The organism is Agathobacter sp. (assembly GCF_977054825.1).
Genome location: NZ_CDRTEH010000001.1, coordinates 165,346 through 182,719, shown reverse-complemented (window position 1 = coordinate 182,719; position 17,374 = coordinate 165,346). Strand labels below are relative to the sequence as shown.

Annotated in this window: 18 protein-coding genes; all 18 read right to left on the bottom strand. The window is 45.7% G+C overall.

Annotated elements, in window-relative coordinates:
• Positions 1 to 100 precede the first annotated feature (100 nt).
• Positions 101 to 952 carry an FAD binding domain-containing protein gene (locus ACW6PM_RS00845; RefSeq protein ID WP_456055885.1) on the bottom strand — a complete coding sequence of 284 codons (852 nt, stop codon included), beginning with the start codon at positions 950 to 952 and terminating at the stop codon, positions 101 to 103.
• A 14-nt stretch (positions 953 to 966) separates the two neighbouring features.
• Complete coding sequence (locus ACW6PM_RS00840; protein ID WP_456055884.1) at positions 967 to 1,242, bottom strand: DUF3343 domain-containing protein; 276 nt, start codon at positions 1,240 to 1,242, stop codon at positions 967 to 969.
• A 21-nt stretch (positions 1,243 to 1,263) separates the two neighbouring features.
• Positions 1,264 to 1,881 (bottom strand): sulfurtransferase-like selenium metabolism protein YedF, encoded by a 618-nt coding sequence (gene yedF, locus ACW6PM_RS00835; RefSeq protein ID WP_330022887.1) that lies wholly within the window; start codon positions 1,879 to 1,881, stop codon positions 1,264 to 1,266.
• Between the two features lie 121 nt (positions 1,882 to 2,002).
• On the bottom strand, positions 2,003 to 3,031 hold the full coding sequence (gene selD, locus ACW6PM_RS00830) for a selenide, water dikinase SelD (RefSeq protein WP_456055883.1): 1,029 nt from the start codon (positions 3,029 to 3,031) through the stop codon (positions 2,003 to 2,005).
• A 31-nt stretch (positions 3,032 to 3,062) separates the two neighbouring features.
• Positions 3,063 to 4,223 (bottom strand): aminotransferase class V-fold PLP-dependent enzyme, encoded by a 1,161-nt coding sequence (locus ACW6PM_RS00825; RefSeq protein WP_456055882.1) that lies wholly within the window; start codon positions 4,221 to 4,223, stop codon positions 3,063 to 3,065.
• A gap of 20 nt (positions 4,224 to 4,243) precedes the next feature.
• Positions 4,244 to 5,314 (bottom strand): sulfate/molybdate ABC transporter ATP-binding protein, encoded by a 1,071-nt coding sequence (locus ACW6PM_RS00820; protein ID WP_456055881.1) that lies wholly within the window; start codon positions 5,312 to 5,314, stop codon positions 4,244 to 4,246.
• Entirely contained in the window at positions 5,277 to 6,002 is a 726-nt protein-coding gene (gene modB / locus ACW6PM_RS00815) for a molybdate ABC transporter permease subunit (protein WP_448755119.1), read from the bottom strand. The genes ACW6PM_RS00820 and modB overlap by 38 nt, the downstream gene beginning before the upstream one ends.
• Positions 6,002 to 6,919 carry a molybdate ABC transporter substrate-binding protein gene (gene modA, locus ACW6PM_RS00810; protein ID WP_448755120.1) on the bottom strand — a complete coding sequence of 306 codons (918 nt, stop codon included), beginning with the start codon at positions 6,917 to 6,919 and terminating at the stop codon, positions 6,002 to 6,004. Before modA ends, modB begins: the two co-directional genes overlap by 1 nt.
• Positions 6,920 to 7,004: 85 nt before the next feature.
• The gene (locus ACW6PM_RS00805) at positions 7,005 to 8,432 is read right to left on the bottom strand and encodes an XdhC family protein (protein ID WP_456055880.1); all 1,428 of its coding nucleotides are present in this window, start codon (positions 8,430 to 8,432) and stop codon (positions 7,005 to 7,007) included.
• Between the two features lie 9 nt (positions 8,433 to 8,441).
• Positions 8,442 to 9,572, bottom strand: a complete 1,131-nt coding sequence (locus tag ACW6PM_RS00800; RefSeq protein ID WP_456055879.1) for a GTP 3',8-cyclase MoaA — start codon at positions 9,570 to 9,572, stop codon at positions 8,442 to 8,444.
• A 1-nt stretch (position 9,573) separates the two neighbouring features.
• Positions 9,574 to 10,617, bottom strand: a complete 1,044-nt coding sequence (locus ACW6PM_RS00795; protein ID WP_456055878.1) for a molybdopterin-binding protein — start codon at positions 10,615 to 10,617, stop codon at positions 9,574 to 9,576.
• A gap of 66 nt (positions 10,618 to 10,683) precedes the next feature.
• A complete protein-coding gene (locus ACW6PM_RS00790) occupies positions 10,684 to 11,172 on the bottom strand; it encodes a MogA/MoaB family molybdenum cofactor biosynthesis protein (protein WP_456055877.1) in 489 nt (162 codons plus the stop codon).
• Positions 11,173 to 11,255: 83 nt separating this feature from the next.
• A complete protein-coding gene (gene moaC / locus ACW6PM_RS00785; protein ID WP_456056078.1) occupies positions 11,256 to 11,696 on the bottom strand; it encodes a cyclic pyranopterin monophosphate synthase MoaC in 441 nt (146 codons plus the stop codon).
• Positions 11,697 to 11,842: 146 nt separating this feature from the next.
• On the bottom strand, positions 11,843 to 12,841 hold the full coding sequence (yqeB, locus tag ACW6PM_RS00780) for a selenium-dependent molybdenum cofactor biosynthesis protein YqeB (protein WP_456055876.1): 999 nt from the start codon (positions 12,839 to 12,841) through the stop codon (positions 11,843 to 11,845).
• A 42-nt stretch (positions 12,842 to 12,883) separates the two neighbouring features.
• Positions 12,884 to 13,504, bottom strand: coding sequence for a selenium cofactor biosynthesis protein YqeC (gene yqeC, locus ACW6PM_RS00775; protein ID WP_456055875.1), 621 nt, complete (start codon positions 13,502 to 13,504; stop codon positions 12,884 to 12,886).
• A gap of 76 nt (positions 13,505 to 13,580) precedes the next feature.
• Positions 13,581 to 15,053, bottom strand: a complete 1,473-nt coding sequence (locus ACW6PM_RS00770) for a uracil-xanthine permease family protein (RefSeq protein WP_330023218.1) — start codon at positions 15,051 to 15,053, stop codon at positions 13,581 to 13,583.
• Between the two features lie 196 nt (positions 15,054 to 15,249).
• Positions 15,250 to 15,804, bottom strand: a complete 555-nt coding sequence (locus tag ACW6PM_RS00765) for a histidine phosphatase family protein (RefSeq protein ID WP_456055874.1) — start codon at positions 15,802 to 15,804, stop codon at positions 15,250 to 15,252.
• Positions 15,805 to 15,806: 2 nt separating this feature from the next.
• Complete coding sequence (locus tag ACW6PM_RS00760; protein ID WP_456055873.1) at positions 15,807 to 17,234, bottom strand: alanine/glycine:cation symporter family protein; 1,428 nt, start codon at positions 17,232 to 17,234, stop codon at positions 15,807 to 15,809.
• Between the last annotated feature and the right edge of the window lie 140 nt (positions 17,235 to 17,374).

Here is a 17,374-nt window from a genome sequence, read left to right as displayed (position 1 = left end):
GCTCGTGCTTAATGCTTTTACTTAGTGCTCGTGCATTGACGCCATCACACTAATAGAGCTTCCAAGGTTCTGTGCATAACTTCCATGCATCCGGTGGCGATTACATTATATCATCGCATATTTCAAGCGATTGTTTGACAGCGCGGCGTGTAAGCACCTTGCATATCATCTCTCTGTACTCGGCTCCTGCCCTTATATTGCTGCCAAAACGGATATTCTCTGCAACATATCCGGCAAATTTTTCTATCTTTTCATTGTTTTCGGAGTTTTCTGTCAAAGCTTTATTACCGTCTGTCTCTGCACCTGTTATGCCATCGAGTATGCCATCCTCATCCCACACAGGCTCTGCCATATATGGCGATGCTCCGATAACTGCCACATACCTGCCGCTTCTATTTGCAACTGCACATGTGAGCACCGGAAAGTCCGTTGACTGGTTTCTCTGGCTTAGGTATACTATGCCCTTTGCATTTTTCGGCACTATTACCGACACAAGCACATCACGCGTGGTTCTTGGAAGTGCCGCAAACTCGTCCAAATCCATGATTCCTGCCTTGTGAAGCTGCACCTTTGCTCCCAGTGCCCTGAAAATCGTCATGACATCTGAAAAGCCGAATCTGCCCCAGATGCTTCCTCCGACAGTCGCCACATTTCTAAACTGCACCCCGACGATATGTCTGACCGACTCTGCAATCGCACCGTGTGTATATGCATTCAGGACCTCATGTGTCTCTATCTGCCTGAGGGTTGCATATGCACCGATTCTAAACTCGTTTTCATCCTCATCAATTTGGTCAAGCCCGAGGTCGCACAGGTCAATTGCCGTGCCAAGTGTCTTATTTTTCATTTTGAGCCAGAGCATGCCGCCCAGCACAAAATTCGGTTTTTTCTGATAAAGCTCATAGGCTTCATCAAGGCTTTGCGCCCTTACATACTGATTGTAATAAAACATATTTTTCTCCTATATCAATACATTTCAAGCTCATACATAGCTTCCCACCGTATGTCCTGCTCCTTCATAAAGGCTATAAGGCTCTCCCTGTCAGAAAGCTCTGCACGCCAAGCCAGCCCGCAGCCTGCTGATATGACAGACGGAAGCGGAATCGTGCGCCCCGGAATACCACATGCCTTGCCCTTGATGTCCAGCTTTAACGGCGCTGTGGTATTCTCGAAGGTGATGATGAGCCTTTTTTTCTTTTCTCTTGCCAAATTCTTATCCATCACATCACACTTTTTTAACATTACATCACTCTTTTTATAACTCTAAGGACTTACAATAAGAGATGCTCCTGCCATTTTCTCGGCGATATCATACATGTTCGTCACCTCTCCGACTGCAAGCTTGTCTGACAGCTCATAGTAATTCAGACATGTGCCACAGGTAAGGATTTTCACGCCTCGATTCTTAAGCTCCTTTAAATCCTCAAGTGACTCTGAGCCCTCACAGGTCAGCTTCGCTCCTCCATTGTAGAAAAGCATGGTTTCAGGCGGATTTTCCTGCTGCGAAAGCGCATAGATAAAGCCCTTTATAAGCACTCCTCCGAGCTCCTCGCTGCCCTCTCCCATATATGAAGAGCGGATTACAACAACTCTGTTATCTGCAGCCGGCGTGCATGTATACTGTGAAGCATCATCTGTATCCGAAGGCGCTTCGGTGTTAAGAGCCTCAATTGTCAGCTTTACACTGTAGCTTCCGTCGTCGAGCTTACTGCTTTCGCAGCTATAGCCCTTCTGTGCAGCCATTTTCTTTAAATTTTCCACTGCAATTTCATTGTCCACAAGTGTCTCCACTGTGTCCGGCTGTGTGAGAGCCTCTATCGCCTTCTTTGTCTTTACAACCGGAATTGGACATGTATCTCCTATTGCATTTACTGTTATCATATTTATCGTCCTCCATATATTATTTTAACTATATTATTTAACTATATTATTTTAACTCGTCAGCCCTCAAAAAACGGGCATGTTGCCTGTCAGCGAATTTGCTTAAGCTATATAACCAAAATCAGTTCACATATATCGGCACATCGCGCCGCTCAACAAATCGTCCCACCTTTGCGGCCGGAAGCCCTGCTGCTTTAAGCTCGTGCAAAAAAGCATCTGCCTCAGAGGCTTTTACTGCAAACAATAGGCCTCCGGAGGTCTGCGGATCAAAAAGCACCTCCTGCATTGAGAAAGGTATATTTTTTGCAAAGCACACCTTATCACCCACATGGTTTCTGTTGCGCTGCGCTGCTGCCGTGAGGAAAAACTCATCTGCGCATCGCAGTGCTCCGGTAATGACCGGTATGGAAATCGAGTCGATAAGTGCTGTTATATCATCATTTAACATCTCACTCAGATGTCCTAAAAAGCTAAAGCCTGTGACATCTGTGCATGCGTGTACATCGAAGCTGTGACTGATTTCGGATGCTGCCTTATTCAGTGTGGTCATGGAGCTTACTGCATCCTCAATTGCACCTAACGGAGCTTCCCCGACACGGTTTGCATTGCATACAAGCCCCCCTCCGAGCTTCTTGGTCAGTATAAGCACATCTGACGGCTGCCCCGTATTGTTGCTGTAGATATGCTCCGGATGAACCGTACCCATGACTGAAAGTCCGTATTTCACATCGCTGTCTGCTATAGAATGACCGCCTGCAAGAGTGCCGCCCGCCTCTATCACCTTGTCGGCGCCGCCCTGCATTATTTTACCGAGTATATTCAAATCCATTTTCTCAGGGAAGCAGACTATGTTCAGCGCAGTCTTAACTGTGCCTCCCATCGCATAGATATCACTGAGCGCATTTGCGGCCGCTATCTGCCCAAACGTATATGGATCATCAACCATCGGCGGAAAAAAATCAAGAGTCTGGACTATCGCCGTGTCATCTGAGATTCTGTACACTGCCGCATCATCGCAGCTATCATATCCGACAAGCAGATTGCTGTCTTTTTCAGCTCGTGGCAGCTTTGCTAAAACATGACTTAACAAATCCGGGCCAAGCTTTGCGGTACAGCCACCGCCTTTGCAAAACACTATTTCCTGTGGCATTTTTGCTCCTTTCAATTGTTTAATATATTTATCAAAGTGCTGCAATCTGCATAAGCGCTGCAGCGGCCTCATTTACCTCATCAATTGTATTATAATATGAAAATGAAAATCTCACCATACCCTGTTTTTGTGTTCCAAAAAATTTATGCATCAGTGGCGCGCAGTGTATGCCGCTTCTTGTTGCAATGCCATACTCATTCATAAGTATATCCGATACCTCCGCAGAGTCCATATCAGCTATATTTACCGAAACAATCGCACAGTGCAGATTCTTATCGGAGAGCATATCGAAATCTCCGTATATCCTGATTCCGGGGATAGTCTTTATTTTCTCAAGAAAAGCCCTCATCAGCATATGCTCCTTGGCATATATGTTATCCAAACCAATTTCTTCTATAGCCTTTACACCTGCCAAAAGCCCCGCAATTCCCGGACCATTTAAGGTACCGGCCTCAAGTCTTGTCGGAAGCTCCATAGGCTGGTTCTCAAGAAAGCTGAGCACGCCGGTGCCACCGCTTTTAAACGGCTTTATATCTGCTCTTTCTCCCACATAAAGTCCTCCGGTTCCCTGCGGACCCATCAGCCCCTTGTGTCCTGTAAAGCAGAGCACATCAATATTCATGTCTCTTATATTTATCGTAAGCACACCGGCTGTCTGCGATGCATCAACTATAAATAGAAGGTCATGCTTTCGTGCGATTTGCCCTATCGACTTAATATCCACCACATTGCCTGTGAGGTTTGAAGCATGTGTGCAGACTATGGCTTTTGTGCCCGGACAAATTGCAGCTTCTATATCCTGTGGAGAAATTATCCCTCTTTTTATTCCTTCATCACTGCATGGCACAATATCCACACACACTCCCCTCTCCCTTTGCATATAAAGAGGTCTGAGCACCGAATTGTGCTCGAGCTGTGTAGTAATCACATGCTCACCCGGCTCAAGCAGTCCGTGGATTGCAATATTTAGTGCCTCTGTGGCATTTGACGTAAAAACAAGTCTGTCAGCATCCTCCCCGCCGAAAAATTCCGTAAGGCACATTCTGGCCTCATATATTTTCCTCGACGCATCAAGCGAAGCATCTGATGTTCCGCGCCCTGAATTGCCGCAGTGCTTCATTGCATCAAGCACAGCATCATATACCGCATCCGGCTTTTTAATTGTTGTGGCAGCGTTGTCCAGGTAAATCATAGTATATCCTCATTTACTTCTTATCCCAACAGATAAAAATTCTTTATATAAAGCTCATCATTTATATTTTTGCTAAGCATATTTGCTTCTGTATGCTTCGGAAGGCTTGCATAAATTATTGAATCGTTATTTAATTTACACGATACTTCCCAGTTTTTCAATCCTTCAATCATTTTATAATCTTTAATCCTGATTATATTTTTATCATTATGTGCAAGTGCTGTTTTTGCTTTGCCTGCAGATATTATTATATCCTGTGGGAAAACACCTATGTGTGATATGTCGTCAATATCCATTGCAGTCTGTTCAAGCTGCTCATCAGTGACCTCAAATACGCTGTCCCATTCCACTGCAAGCACATGATGCTTATCCTGCCATTTCAGTTCTGATATATTGTTGCAGCCCACAAGCAGTGCCTGCTCCACAGACATAGGCCGCATGAAAAAATCTTTTTTGTCGCGGACTGTACTCAGCACACCGCTCTCCATGCTGCCGATACGCTCGGCAAGGCGATACACCTCATCGCGGTTGTGTGACACAAAAATAACAGGATTGTGAAAATCGGTGAGCATCTCCATAAGCTCTGATTCCATGCTTCTTTTCACATGCTCATCCAGCGCTGAAAACGGCTCATCGAGCAGTATGCACTCAGGCTTAGCCGCAAGCATGCGAAGCATTGCCACGCGCTGCCTCTGGCCTCCTGAGAGATGGTCAGGATATGTGTCAGCCATGCCATCAAGCCCATACCGCTTCAGCCAGACCTTCACCTTTTGTTCATCGCGATGCCCCATTGCTATGCATATATTTTCCATCACGGTCATTGTCGGAAAAAGTGCATAGTCCTGAAACAGATAGCCTACCCTGCGCTTACCGGGGTGCAGATTTATGCGATTTTTTGAATCGTACAGCACTCGGCCGTTTAATGATATAAAGCCGCAATCAGGTGTCTCAATCCCTGCTATGCACTTTAATGTCATGCTCTTTCCTGAGCCCGACATACCGATTACGGACACAATCTCGTCCGTAAGCTCCATATCAACCGAAAGCATGAAATTATCCAACTGTTTTTTTATTTTTACTATGAGCGACATTATTTTTTCTCTTTCTCTTTATGCCCTTGCTTTTGCCGCATATCATATTTATCGATACAAGGCACGCAAACGAAATCGCTATGATTACTATGCACCAGAAGCCCGCTGTGGCATAGTCACCGCTTTGGATGACCATTGCAATCTGCTGTGATATGGTCGAGGTTTTTCCTGCTATATTTCCGGCAAGCATCGATGTGGCACCGTACTCACCGATAGCTCTGGCAAAGGCCAGCGTGACACCCGATATGATGCCGGGCTTTGCCATCGGCAGGCGTATCTTCCAGAAAATCTTCCACTCATTTATTCCGAGAGTGCGCGCCGCATATATGACATTTTCGTCTATCTGCTCAAATGCCGCTCTCGCATTTCTGTACATGAGAGGGAGTGCAATGATGGTCGCTGCCACCACACAGCCAAGCCACGTGTGTACTACCTGTATACCCATGCTATGGCTTAAAAAGCTTCCAAAGGGACGCCTTGTGCTAAAAATCCTAAGCAGAATATATCCAGCCACCGTAGGCGGCAGCACCATCGGAAGTGTCAGCAGTCCATCCCAGAATGCCCTCACTCTGCCCTTAGTGTTTATGACAAGCTCAGCAAAGGCTATTCCTATAAAGAATGAAAAAACCGACGCTACTATTCCTGTTTTTAGTGTTATCCAAAGCGGTGCAAAATCAATCGTTCCCATTATTCATTTACCGAAAAATGATATTTCTCAAATACTGACATCGCCTCATCTGTCTGAAGGTATGCGATAAATTCCTTTGCGGCTTCAAGCTCGTCTGCTGTGGTGCTGTCTCCCTTTAATGCCGCTATCGGATAGATAACATCGCCTGTTAAGCTGTTTGGAAGCTTTTCTATAATATCAAGCTGGTTCTCATATCCGAATGTATCTGAGTAGTAAACTGTTCCTATCTCGTTTGCGCCCTCAGCTACGGCAGATGCAACTGCACCTACATTGGCACAGCTATTGATTTCCAGGCCTCCAAGAGCCTTTGAGATATCAGAATCTGTAATATCCTGCGGCTTTGAGGCATCTCCTTCAACCATTTTTGAATTTACCAGCGCTACTCTGGTGTACTGTCCTACAGGAACCGTTCCGTCAGCAAGCGCCATATTTTTCGCCTTTGAGATGTCAGCAAGGCTTGTTACTGCTGTGCCACTATTCTTATATGTAACAAGGCACACCTGATTATTTAAAAGGTCAACACGAGTACCGTCCACTACGCTTCCTCCGTCGTAGCCATTTTGAAGCTCATCCATCTGTGCCACTCCTGCCGAGAAAAAGATGTTGCACTTCGCACCCTCTTTAATCTGTGCCATCAGAGTTCCTGAGCTGTCGTAATTGTTCTGGAAGTTTACATTTGGATGCTCCTTGGTGTAGGCTGCACAAATTTCGTCCATAACACCATTTAAGCTTTTCGCCGCAAAAATTGATAAATCCACCTCTGCATCTGCTGTATCCTTTTTTCCACAGCCTGCAAAAAGTCCTGCTGTAAGAATAAGTCCAAACGCAAGTCCTGCATATGCTGCAAATTTTCTCTTTAAGCCCTTGCGCTCCTTTACTGATCCGTCAGTGCCGGATTTTGTTCTTCTTAAACTCATACGATTAACCTCTCTTTTCGTTTATTTAAATTAAATATGCATTTGATCTTACTATACCTGCGCTTTGTCTACACTCCGCTGCTACTCAGCCGATCTGCTCCAGCAGCACCGAAATACTGCCTCCGCACACCATGCCCTCTTTCTCTGCATCGTCAGTGTTCATGCTGACATCAATCGCAGAGCATTTGAATCCCTGCTCACGAAAGAGCCTCCTGCAACGGCTTATAACCTCAGCCTCCGCGCAGCCGCCGCCTATTGTTCCGACAATACGGTTGTCTGAGCTCACAAGCATCTGTGTGCCGACTCCTCGCGGTGCACTGCCGTTCTTTTTTATGATGGTACACAGCATGTACTTCTCATTTTGTTCCTGCTTAGCCGCCTCAATAAGTGCATCAAGCACTTCGTTATCCACCTGAGTGCAGCTTGTGCGCTCATTTTTACACTTCACTATCTCACTTATCACCGAAAGAGCAATTTCCTCCGGTGTCTGTCCACCTATTGCAAGGCCTATCGGAGAATGTAATCCTAATATAATTTCCTGTGAAAATCCAGATTCTTCAAGGTCTTTTTTCACTATCACAGCTCTTTTCTTTGAGCCCATCATACCCACGTAGGCATATGGCTTTCTGAATATCTCTGTAAGACACTCCATATCAAAGCGATGGCCTCTTGTCATGCATACATAGTAATCATCAGGCTGCGGCACAAGCTCTGAGAGAGTTTTTTTATAATCGCCGCAAATCACATGGTCTGCTCCCGCGCGCTTTGCATTGTCGGCAAACAACGGTCGGTCCTCTATCACCCATATGTCAAACGCCAAAAGTGACGCCATGCGTACAAGTGCCGCCGACACATGCCCTCCTCCGCAGATTATGAGGCGTGGTCTGCTGCCTATCTGCTGTTTAAACATCACAAGGGAATTATCATTGTCATTTATTTCATCTGCCCACACACTGCCACATGCCACTCTTATTCTGCCATCTATATAGAGTGCCTTTTCACCGGCATATGCTCCTTCTATGACTGTCAAAAGCTCACAGCGGCTGTCCGCCGGTCTGTCCTTTATCGAAGCATATATGTTGGCCGGAATCAGCTCCACCTCGTCACCCGCATGAATCTGACCACCTCTTATGACTACTGCAAACACGCCCTCCTTTGGCATAATGCACTCGCCCATCCTCTTGTATATGGCACAATGTGAGTGGCACTGCTTGCCTATCTGTGTCATCTCAAGAATGGCATCTCCTATGCAAAAGCGTGTTCCAAGCGGCAGATTCTTAAAATCAAATCCTGATATAATTAAATTTTCACCAAAGGCACCGTTGTCTATCTGTGCCCCTCTTGCCCTGAAGGCATCTATTTTCTCCGCGGAAAGCAGGCTGACCTGTCTATGCCACTTTCCGGCATGTGCATCTCCCATGATACCATAGTCTGCAACAAGCTCCGCCTGTGGCACCTCTCTCTTTTCAGTTCCTCTCTCTTTGCTTATATTGATTGCAAGAAGCTTTCCCATGATTTTCTATCAGCCTCCTATCCGGCTCATATTTCTTGCTGCATTTACATCCGCAGCTTTTATTTCGGTAGTCTTTATCTCTGTCGTTTTCTTATATGTAACTGCATTTTCTGATTCATTATTTTTGTTTGTATTATACATCACTGACTCCGGCTGCAGCACCTCTTCATCACTAAAATTATGACATTTTGGCTTTGCCTTTATGGCAGCCTTTAGTGCCTGAGCTATCACAGAATCTTTTTCCAGATCATCTGTTAAATCATCTGTTAAATCACATGAGTCAGGCAGCAAATCCATCGTCACACTGCTTCCCAGGCATGGCATAAGCCTGCCGTCAGCCGTAACACGTATGCGATTGCAGCTGTCGCAGAACTTCCCATGGATTGCCTGAATCAGCCCTACTCTGATACCAAGTCCCGGGAAAATGTAATACTCTGCAGGACCGTTATCCGGATTCTTGTGTTCTAATTTAATTTCTTTTCTATTTTCAGTATTAACACAGCAAGGCTCTCCATACACTTCTGAAAGTGTGCCAATCACCTTCTCATACGGCTCGACTCCGTTGGTATGTCCTTCGCCTACCGGCATCATCTCTATAAAGCGGATATCTGTGCCTTTTTTTGCGGCATATCGTGTGAGAGCCACCACATCAGTCTGCGGTGTGAGCACCGCATTGATTTTCACTCCTATTCCACACTCTATGGCGGCTTCGATTCCATCCTCCACTTCCTTAAGCAGCGGTTTTTGTGTGATGCATTCATATTCTGACGCATCTATCGTGTCCAGACTCACATTTATGCTGTCTATGCCGGCTTCCTTAAGCCGCTTTGTGCGCTGCGCAAGCAGTACTGCGTTTGTAGTGAGCGATACGCTGCTGACACCAGGCAGCTTTTTGATTTGTGAGACCATTTCATCAAGCTGCGGATGCAAAAGTGGCTCGCCTCCCGTCAGACGAAAATGCGTGATTCCAACCCTTGTGGCTGCGCGGACTATGCAAAGCACCTTTTTTACGCTAAGCATATTTACCGCATGACAGTGCTCATTATTGTTACAAGGATTACAGTAATAGCAGTTTAAATTACAGCTATCTATCACCGATATGCGCATATAGTCAATCTCTCTGCCAAATCCATCGCGCATATTAAAAGCCCTTTCCAAAACCGCAGTTAGGAAACGTGCAGACATCACAATTCAGGCAGAGTCCGCCTTCTCCAAGTCCGGCAAGCTCATCTGCTAAAATCATATCACGTGCCATAAGCCTAGGCAACACAATATCAAATATTGTCCGCTTATTGTACATGGCGCAGCCCGGCAGTCCGCATATCGGCACAAGCCTGTCGCCTGCATCATAGTACGACAGCAAAAACATAGCTCCCGGCAGCACCGGAGAGCCGTATGACACAATCCGTGCGCCTGTATTTTTGATGGCAAGCGGTGTTTTGTCATCAGGATCCACGCTCATTCCTCCTGTGCAGAAGACAATTTCCGCTCCGGCTTCTATTGCGCGTAAGCATCCGTCTGTGATTTTTTTGTCATCATCATCAAACACCTCATGAAACATCATCTGTGCACCAAACTCTGCTATTTTTTTCTCGATAACAGGAGTAAACGCATCCTGTATCCTGCCATGGTACACTTCGTTTCCGGTTGTGATTATTGCTGCTTTTCTGACCACAAACGGCTTTATGTCAAGAATCGGTCCGTCATCGCATATGTGCGAGGCCGCCTCTAGCTTATCCTTTTTTATAACAAGCGGTATGATTCTTGTTCCGGCGAGCTTATCACCCTTTTTCACAGTGGTATTGCCGTGCCTCGTTGCTATCATCATTTCACCAAAGGAGTTGACCTTTTTCAGCTTTTCGCTGTCCACCTTAAGCAGTCCGTCACAGTCTGCGATTACCTCAATCTTGCCTTCCTTTACAGAGGACGGATGCATTTTACTTGCGGTGCCGCATGCGCACATGCTATAAAGCACCTGCGCTGCCTCATTCTCGTGCATCATGGTCTCATCATTTTCCCATATATATATGGTGTCTTTTCCAACGCTAAGCAGCACCGGTATGTCCTCTTTTGTTATGATATGCCCCTTGCGAAAAACCGCATCCTTTTTCACGCCGGGAATAATCTGTGTGATATCGTGGCAGAGCACCTGTCCGACTGCCTCAGTTGTCTTCATAAGCTTCATATAATCCCACACTCCAATTTTTTATAAATAGTAACTATTCCTAAACCACACCACGTGCATTTTTCGTCACCGGCCGCACTCACTGTCGTACTGCAGTAAAATATCAAGCCCATGCTCTATATTTCCCATCAGAAAATCCATACTCTCCGATACTGCCTTCACACTGCCGGGCAGATTGACTATTAAAGTGTTTTTCCTGATGACGGAAACGCCTCTGCCAAGCATGGCACGCGGTGTAAGACTCATGCTGTACGCTCTCAGTGCCTCGGCGATCCCCGGTGCATTGCGCTCTGCAACATCCATTGTAGCTTCCGGTGTGATATCTCTCGGTGAAAAACCGGTGCCGCCGGTTGTAAGCACCAGATTGCATTTCACATTATCACACAGCCTTACAAGCTCGTCTGCTATCTGTGCTCTCTCATCCGGTATGATTTTATATGAAACCACCTCATACTTATCTTTGGGAAGTAGCTGTCTTATTTTCGGGCCGCTTTTATCCTCGCGCCGGCCTGCTGCGCCTTTATCGCTTATCGTTATAATCCCTACAGTATACATTACATCACCCTGTTACCCTTGATCAATTGTGTATTTACCTATTCAGCATTTTAAATGGGCTGTAATCGCCTCCGGTCACACTGTTAGGTGTGATCAGTAACGTAATGCCCGCTCTTGCCGCCGGATTTTTCAAGCAGATGTATCTGCCCGATCTCCATGCCACGGTCCAGTGCCTTACACATATCATATATGGTAAGGAGCGCCACACTGACGCCTGTCATGGCCTCCATCTCTACACCTGTTTTGCCCACACAGGCTGTCGTGCAAAGTGCCGTGATACTGCTTGTTTTTTCATCCAGCTCAAACTCAACATCACACTTTGTCATGGCAATGGGATGGCAGAGCGGAATAAGCATGGAATTGTTCTTTGCTCCCATGATTCCTGCAATTCTCGCCACTCCAAGCACATCACCCTTTTTAGCTGTGCCCGTAGATACTGCCCTGTATACAGCGTCATTTACCTTTATCGTGCCGCAGGCCTTCGCCACGCGGTAGGTGTCCTCCTTTGCGTGCACATCCACCATGTGAGCCTCCCCGGCCTCATTAAAGTGTGTGAGCTTTTCTGTATTTTGTTCCTGATTATTGATTTCTAATTCGTTTACCTGCGTCAATCTAGATTTCCTCACTGTAACTATCTGAAAACACCTTAATAATTACCCTCATTTATTATTTAATAAAGCTTCACGCCGTGCTCAAATGCTGATACCGCCTCAAGCACACTGCCTGCTATACTCCTTGCCTTGTCAGATATTGTAAAGCAGTTTGTTAGCTCGCTCTCGCGCGGGTCGATATCTGCTATTTTGAAGCCTTCCTTAAAATAATACCCCTCACGGATAAGACCTCGTATGATACCTGTAATTGTAGCATTTACCGGGACATATTCAGACAATTCATTGTCAAAGCTTCCTTTATCCGGATATATCCTCGCTATCTCATCACCCTTTTGCACAATGTCTCCGATTTTTCTGACATCATGAATATAGCCTGCTGCCGGAGCGTGAATCACACGCTCACTTGTGAAGCCGGCGATATTTCCCGGAACACCTGTGTTTGGCTGTGCCATGCCATCGGTGATGATGCGCGCCAGATTGTGCCCACGCATGGACTCAATCACCAGATGCACGTCATGCCCTGCCGTAAAGCCCGGGCCTACTCCTATCACAAGCGGTGCCATATCGATTGTGGTACCCAGATTTTTCTTTGCTATTATGGCATCTACCACAACATCCGGCTTTAAATGTGCAATTGACTCTCCTTCGGGGTCTATAAGAAGCGGAACCTCTCCGGCCTCAAGCACAGCTTCGATATCCGAGCGGCTCCACTTTTCTGATGCAATATGAGCTGCCGATGTGTCATTTATCCCTGAATATGTCTCTGTATCAATCTCTGCATCAATTTCTGCATCTATCTCTGTATAAGTCTCTACATCAGTCAAGGCAGGAACAAGTCTGGCTGTCACACCCTCTACAGCTGCGCTCCCATCATACACCGCCTCACAAAAGGACACCTGGCGCCGTATGGCAGCCGGATAGTCTGTCTCAAGCGCTATCACCCGATGCCCTGCACGGTGCAGTCTGTGGATGATGCCGGTCGCAAGGTCTCCCGCACCTCGGCATATGATTAACAAATTATTCTTTATTATCTGATTATTGCTCTGATTCACGCTCATATAATTAATTACCCTGTCACCTTATTCTTTCCATGCTTGTAACTATTCAAAATCACCACGCACATTCGAAAAAACGCACGATACTCGTCCTTCAAACCCGCTATCGCGAAGCTTTCTGACATAGACCTGACGCAGCGTGTCTATAACCGAATCATCAACCACTGCATCCTCCGCCGTTCCAAGCTCCTTTTGCATAAGCTCATATCTGAACACAACATCCTTACACAGCCTGCCCTTTTCCCATGTGCCAAGCACTATGATAACATCTGTGGTACCCGGATATATGACAGGCTCATCCGCTGCCGGATATTTGAGGGAATGGTGCTTTGCCCCATCTGCTTCGATTATAACATAATCCAGCTCCTGTGGCATGTCTTTAATCAGTTTATCAAGCAAATCATACGGCAATCCACACATCTTTGGCTTTGACTGTTCTGATATGTTCTGCCCTGATATTTTCTGCCCCGCCATGCAATATCCATCTTTTATTATTTTATCCCTTAACGCAAAAAAATCGCAGGATAGGTCAGTGTCAGCTTCGACATACATGTGCGTTGTCGTTGTGACAAGCACACCTTTTCCTCTCCTGTGATATTCCCTTGCAAGCTTATGGACGAGTGTGGTCTTGCCACCTGCGCCCACTATTGAAATCACTTTTTCCATATATTTCCATACTTTTCCACAAGCAATAAAGCCGCCGGTGTACTTAATGCACCGGACGGCTTCAAAATCCTACGTGTTAGTCATCCACACGCTTCACATCATCTTTCTCTTCCATATCCCACATATATGGTGCGCTCTTTGATTTCTTCGGCAAAATAATATTGAGAAGAATAGCGCAAAGCGAGCAAGGTACGATACCTGAACCGCCGAATATAAGCTGTACATAGTATGGCAGATGCGATGTAGCACCGGTTGTAGCGCCAAGTCCGTAGCCTAAACCGATTGCAACTGAGATAATTGTAATCTCACGGCTGCCGATTGGCTCCTTTGTGATGAGCTCAATTCCCGAAATCAGGATAGAGGCAAACATCATAACCGCAGCTCCGCCGAGCACCGACTGAGGCATTATTGACATGAGAGCTCCAATCTTTGGGCAGAAGCCACAAATAATAAGGAATATAGCTCCCATTGAAATAGCAAATCTATTGACAACCTTTGTCATTGAAACAAGACCTACATTCTGTGAGAATGAGGTATTTGGCAGTACTCCGAAAAGCGCTGCAAAGGATGAACCAAGACCATCACAGATAACACCGCCTGAAAGCTCTGAATCTGTAGCCTCTCTGTCCATTCCACCCTCCACGCAGGCTGAGATATCGCCAACAGTCTCGATTGCAGTAACGATAAACATGATACCGATTGGGATGATTGCATTGGCATGGAAGGAGATTCCCACATCTGAAAGCTTTCCAAAGCCTATAAAGCTTGGAACTGCTATCCATGCAGCATTTTTAACCTCGTCAAAGTTTACAACCCATGAGTATGTGTACTTGACACCGTCAGCGGTCACACCAGTGTGCGACATGGTAAGTGTCATAATGATTGCTACAACATATCCTGCCAGAATACCAAAAAGGATGGCAGATGATGAAAAAATACTGCGTGATGGTGCAAAATGCTTGAGAAGCACGATTACTATAAGTACAACCATTCCAAGGAAAAGGTTTGGCAGTGAGCCGTAATCATTTTTCCCTGTTCCACCGCAGAAATAGTTGATTCCCACTCCAAGGAGTGAAAGTCCGATTGCTATAACAACCGAGCCTGTAACGATTGCCGGGAAAAACTTACGTAAAGGCTTTAAGAAGGCTCCGAGTATACCCTCGAAGATACCTCCCACAAGGCAGGCTCCCATAATAGCTCCATATGCTATAACTCCGCCGCCACACGCTGCAACTGTATTATTTAATACTCCAAGAAAGCCCGAAGAGGTTCCCATAACGATAGGTACCTTTCCGCCGACCGGTCCGATGGAAAACATCTGTACTAACGTAACAATACCTGCGATAATCATTGCATTCTGTAAGAGAGCTGTTCTAAGCTCCGCAAAGCCTGCGTCCGCTGTGAGTCCGCACGCTCCCATAACAATGATAAGAGGTGTAAGGTTTCCGATGAACATAGCCATAACATGCTGCAGTCCAAGCGGAATAGCCTGAGACAGAGGTATTCTGCCCTCAAACTGGTAAGGTGAAGAGTTTGTTGTCTTTTTCATTGGTTCCTCCAAATATTTATACTCTTATTTAATAAAAATTTTACAAAATTATTTTACGAGCATAAAGCTATACGGTCAATTTAGTATTACTTATAATATAATATTCATTTACTTATAAATAAATGTTATTAAAATTAGTTTCTGACAGCAACAGGGCACACCACAACCGGTATGCCCCATTTATTATAATCTAAATTTATTCAACCCTAAGCAGCTCGCAGTTCCCCTGCATATCCTTCCAGAAATCCTTTATAGGTGTGCCGCGAAACTGATTGACTATGCTGCAGTTCATGGCCCCGTGTCCCACGACAAGCACATTTTTTCCTGCCGCAAGCTGTGGCCTTAGCACCTGCTCAATAAATTCTCCTGTTCTGTGATACAGCTCCTCAAAGCTCTCTGCGCCGTCCTTTGCCACATATTTTTCCGGCTCCTCAAAGAGCAGGTAGACAGGGCATTCGGGCTTTTGCCTGATGTTCTTTACTCCCTCATAATCACCGAAGCTCATCTCGTGAAGCCTGTTGTCAGTGATAATCTCTACTGCCGGGTTTCTGTCTGCAAGAAAAATCCTTGCCGTCTCCTGAGCTCTCTTAAGAGGGGAGCAGTAGCATATGTCAAAGTCTATATCCTTATATTTTTCTGCGGCATCGTAAGCCATCTGCCTGCCGGTTTCATTGAGTGGGATATCCACCTCACCCTGCAGTCTGTGCTCCTCATTCCAATCTGTTCTTCCATGTCGCAAAATATAAAACATAATTAATCCTCGATTTCTCCATTTTTGTGTCGCTCGAAGAAATGCTTTGTCTCCTTAACAACAACACTGCTAAGAGCAAACAGCGCTATCATATTTGGCAGAGCCATGAGACCGTTGAAGATATCAGCGATGGTCCACACCGCACTTACCGTCATATAAGGTCCGATGAAAACAGCAAGGATATATATCCAACGATAAACCTTTACATATTTCATCCTGCCGCCGCTCAAATATTCTAAGCACCGCTCACTATAATAATCCCAACCGAGTATAGTTGTAAAGGCAAAAAATACAAGACACAGCATAAGTACAAATGCTGATAGTTCTTTCGGGAAAGGAAGACCATTCTGGAATGCATATGTAGTAACCTGCACGCCCTCGAGTCCGTCAACCTGCCATGCGCCTGTGAGCACGATGGAAAGTCCTGTAAGTGTACATATAACTATTGTATCAATGAAGGTTCCTGTCATGCTGACAAGTCCCTGACGTACAGGCTCCTTTGTCTGGGCTGCTGCCGCTGCAATCGGGGCACTACCAAGTCCTGCCTCGTTTGAAAAGATTCCTCTGGCAACACCCTTTTGCATTGCAACAAGAAAGCTTCCCACGGCACCGCCTGTTATGGCCTTCGGTGAAAACGCTGCCTTTACTATTGTAGCAAACGCTGCCGGAACCGCTGTGATATTGCATACCACAAGCACGAGCACAAATACTATATAAATAACAGCCATAAAAGGAACTATTACCTGGCTGACACTTGCAATACGCTTTACTCCGCCGATAAGCACTGCTGCCACGCAGAATGCCAGTACAAGTGAAGCAATGATAACTGACCATGAATACTCACCCAGGAATGGTAAAACCTTTACTGTATGCTGGTTGTTTGGATCAAAGAAATTGTTTACTGCGCTTGATATTCCGTTTACCTGACTGAAGGTTCCTATTCCAAAAAGGCCAACGCATACGCCGAAAAATGCAAATATCTTTGCAAGCCATTTCCATTTTATACCCATTCCCTGCTCTATGTAATAGAACGGTCCGCCAAGACTGTGTCCGTCCTTACCAATGACACGGTATTTTACAGCCAAAAGTCCCTCTGAATACTTTGTTGCCATGCCAAAAAAGGCTGCAAGCACCATCCAGAAAAGCGCTCCCGGTCCTCCTGCACCGACCGCTGTTGCCACACCGACTATATTACCGGTTCCGATTGTTGCGCTAAGCGCAGTACAAAGTGCGCCAAAGCTCGTAATCTCGCCATCGCCGCCCTCTTCATTTTTGACCATCCACTTAAGTGCCAGAGGAAGCTTTCTTATCTGAAGAAGCCCCAGACGCACTGTGAGCAGTATACCTCCTGCCATGATGAGCACCATGAGCGGCACTCCCCAGACGAAATTGTCCACTGCACTAAGGAAATTGTTGATTGTGTTCCACATTGAAATACTCCTGCCTCTCTTTTTTATCTAAACACAAGGTCTTTGTGTTTTGAGCAAATACTAATGATATAAATAATTCATCCGGAAACAATTGAAAAAGCAGGCTTTGTAGCAATTACGTGAATTGAAATAAAAAACCC

Excerpts from the sequence above, each read along its gene's own strand:
- ACW6PM_RS00790 (WP_456055877.1), bottom strand. The coding sequence starts at position 11,172 with ATGTATACTGTAGGGATTATAACGATAAGCGATAAAGGCGCAGCAGGC.
- yqeB (WP_456055876.1), bottom strand. The coding sequence starts at position 12,841 with ATGAGCGTGAATCAGAGCAATAATCAGATAATAAAGAATAATTTGTTA.
- ACW6PM_RS00760 (WP_456055873.1), bottom strand. The coding sequence starts at position 17,234 with ATGTGGAACACAATCAACAATTTCCTTAGTGCAGTGGACAATTTCGTC.
- ACW6PM_RS00765 (WP_456055874.1), bottom strand. The coding sequence starts at position 15,804 with ATGTTTTATATTTTGCGACATGGAAGAACAGATTGGAATGAGGAGCAC.
- ACW6PM_RS00770 (WP_330023218.1), bottom strand. The coding sequence starts at position 15,053 with ATGAAAAAGACAACAAACTCTTCACCTTACCAGTTTGAGGGCAGAATA.
- ACW6PM_RS00825 (WP_456055882.1), bottom strand. The coding sequence starts at position 4,223 with ATGATTTACCTGGACAACGCTGCCACAACAATTAAAAAGCCGGATGCG.
- ACW6PM_RS00845 (WP_456055885.1), bottom strand. The coding sequence starts at position 952 with ATGTTTTATTACAATCAGTATGTAAGGGCGCAAAGCCTTGATGAAGCC.
- moaC (WP_456056078.1), bottom strand. The coding sequence starts at position 11,696 with ATGGTGGATGTGCACGCAAAGGAGGACACCTACCGCGTGGCGAAGGCC.
- yedF (WP_330022887.1), bottom strand. The coding sequence starts at position 1,881 with ATGATAACAGTAAATGCAATAGGAGATACATGTCCAATTCCGGTTGTA.
- yqeC (WP_456055875.1), bottom strand. The coding sequence starts at position 13,504 with ATGGAAAAAGTGATTTCAATAGTGGGCGCAGGTGGCAAGACCACACTC.
- ACW6PM_RS00805 (WP_456055880.1), bottom strand. The coding sequence starts at position 8,432 with ATGGGAAAGCTTCTTGCAATCAATATAAGCAAAGAGAGAGGAACTGAA.
- selD (WP_456055883.1), bottom strand. The coding sequence starts at position 3,031 with ATGCCACAGGAAATAGTGTTTTGCAAAGGCGGTGGCTGTACCGCAAAG.
- ACW6PM_RS00820 (WP_456055881.1), bottom strand. The coding sequence starts at position 5,314 with ATGTCGCTCATAGTAAAAATAAAAAAACAGTTGGATAATTTCATGCTT.
- modB (WP_448755119.1), bottom strand. The coding sequence starts at position 6,002 with ATGGGAACGATTGATTTTGCACCGCTTTGGATAACACTAAAAACAGGA.
- modA (WP_448755120.1), bottom strand. The coding sequence starts at position 6,919 with ATGAGTTTAAGAAGAACAAAATCCGGCACTGACGGATCAGTAAAGGAG.
- ACW6PM_RS00840 (WP_456055884.1), bottom strand. The coding sequence starts at position 1,242 with ATGTTAAAAAAGTGTGATGTGATGGATAAGAATTTGGCAAGAGAAAAG.
- ACW6PM_RS00795 (WP_456055878.1), bottom strand. The coding sequence starts at position 10,617 with ATGAAGCTTATGAAGACAACTGAGGCAGTCGGACAGGTGCTCTGCCAC.
- ACW6PM_RS00800 (WP_456055879.1), bottom strand. The coding sequence starts at position 9,572 with ATGCGCGATGGATTTGGCAGAGAGATTGACTATATGCGCATATCGGTG.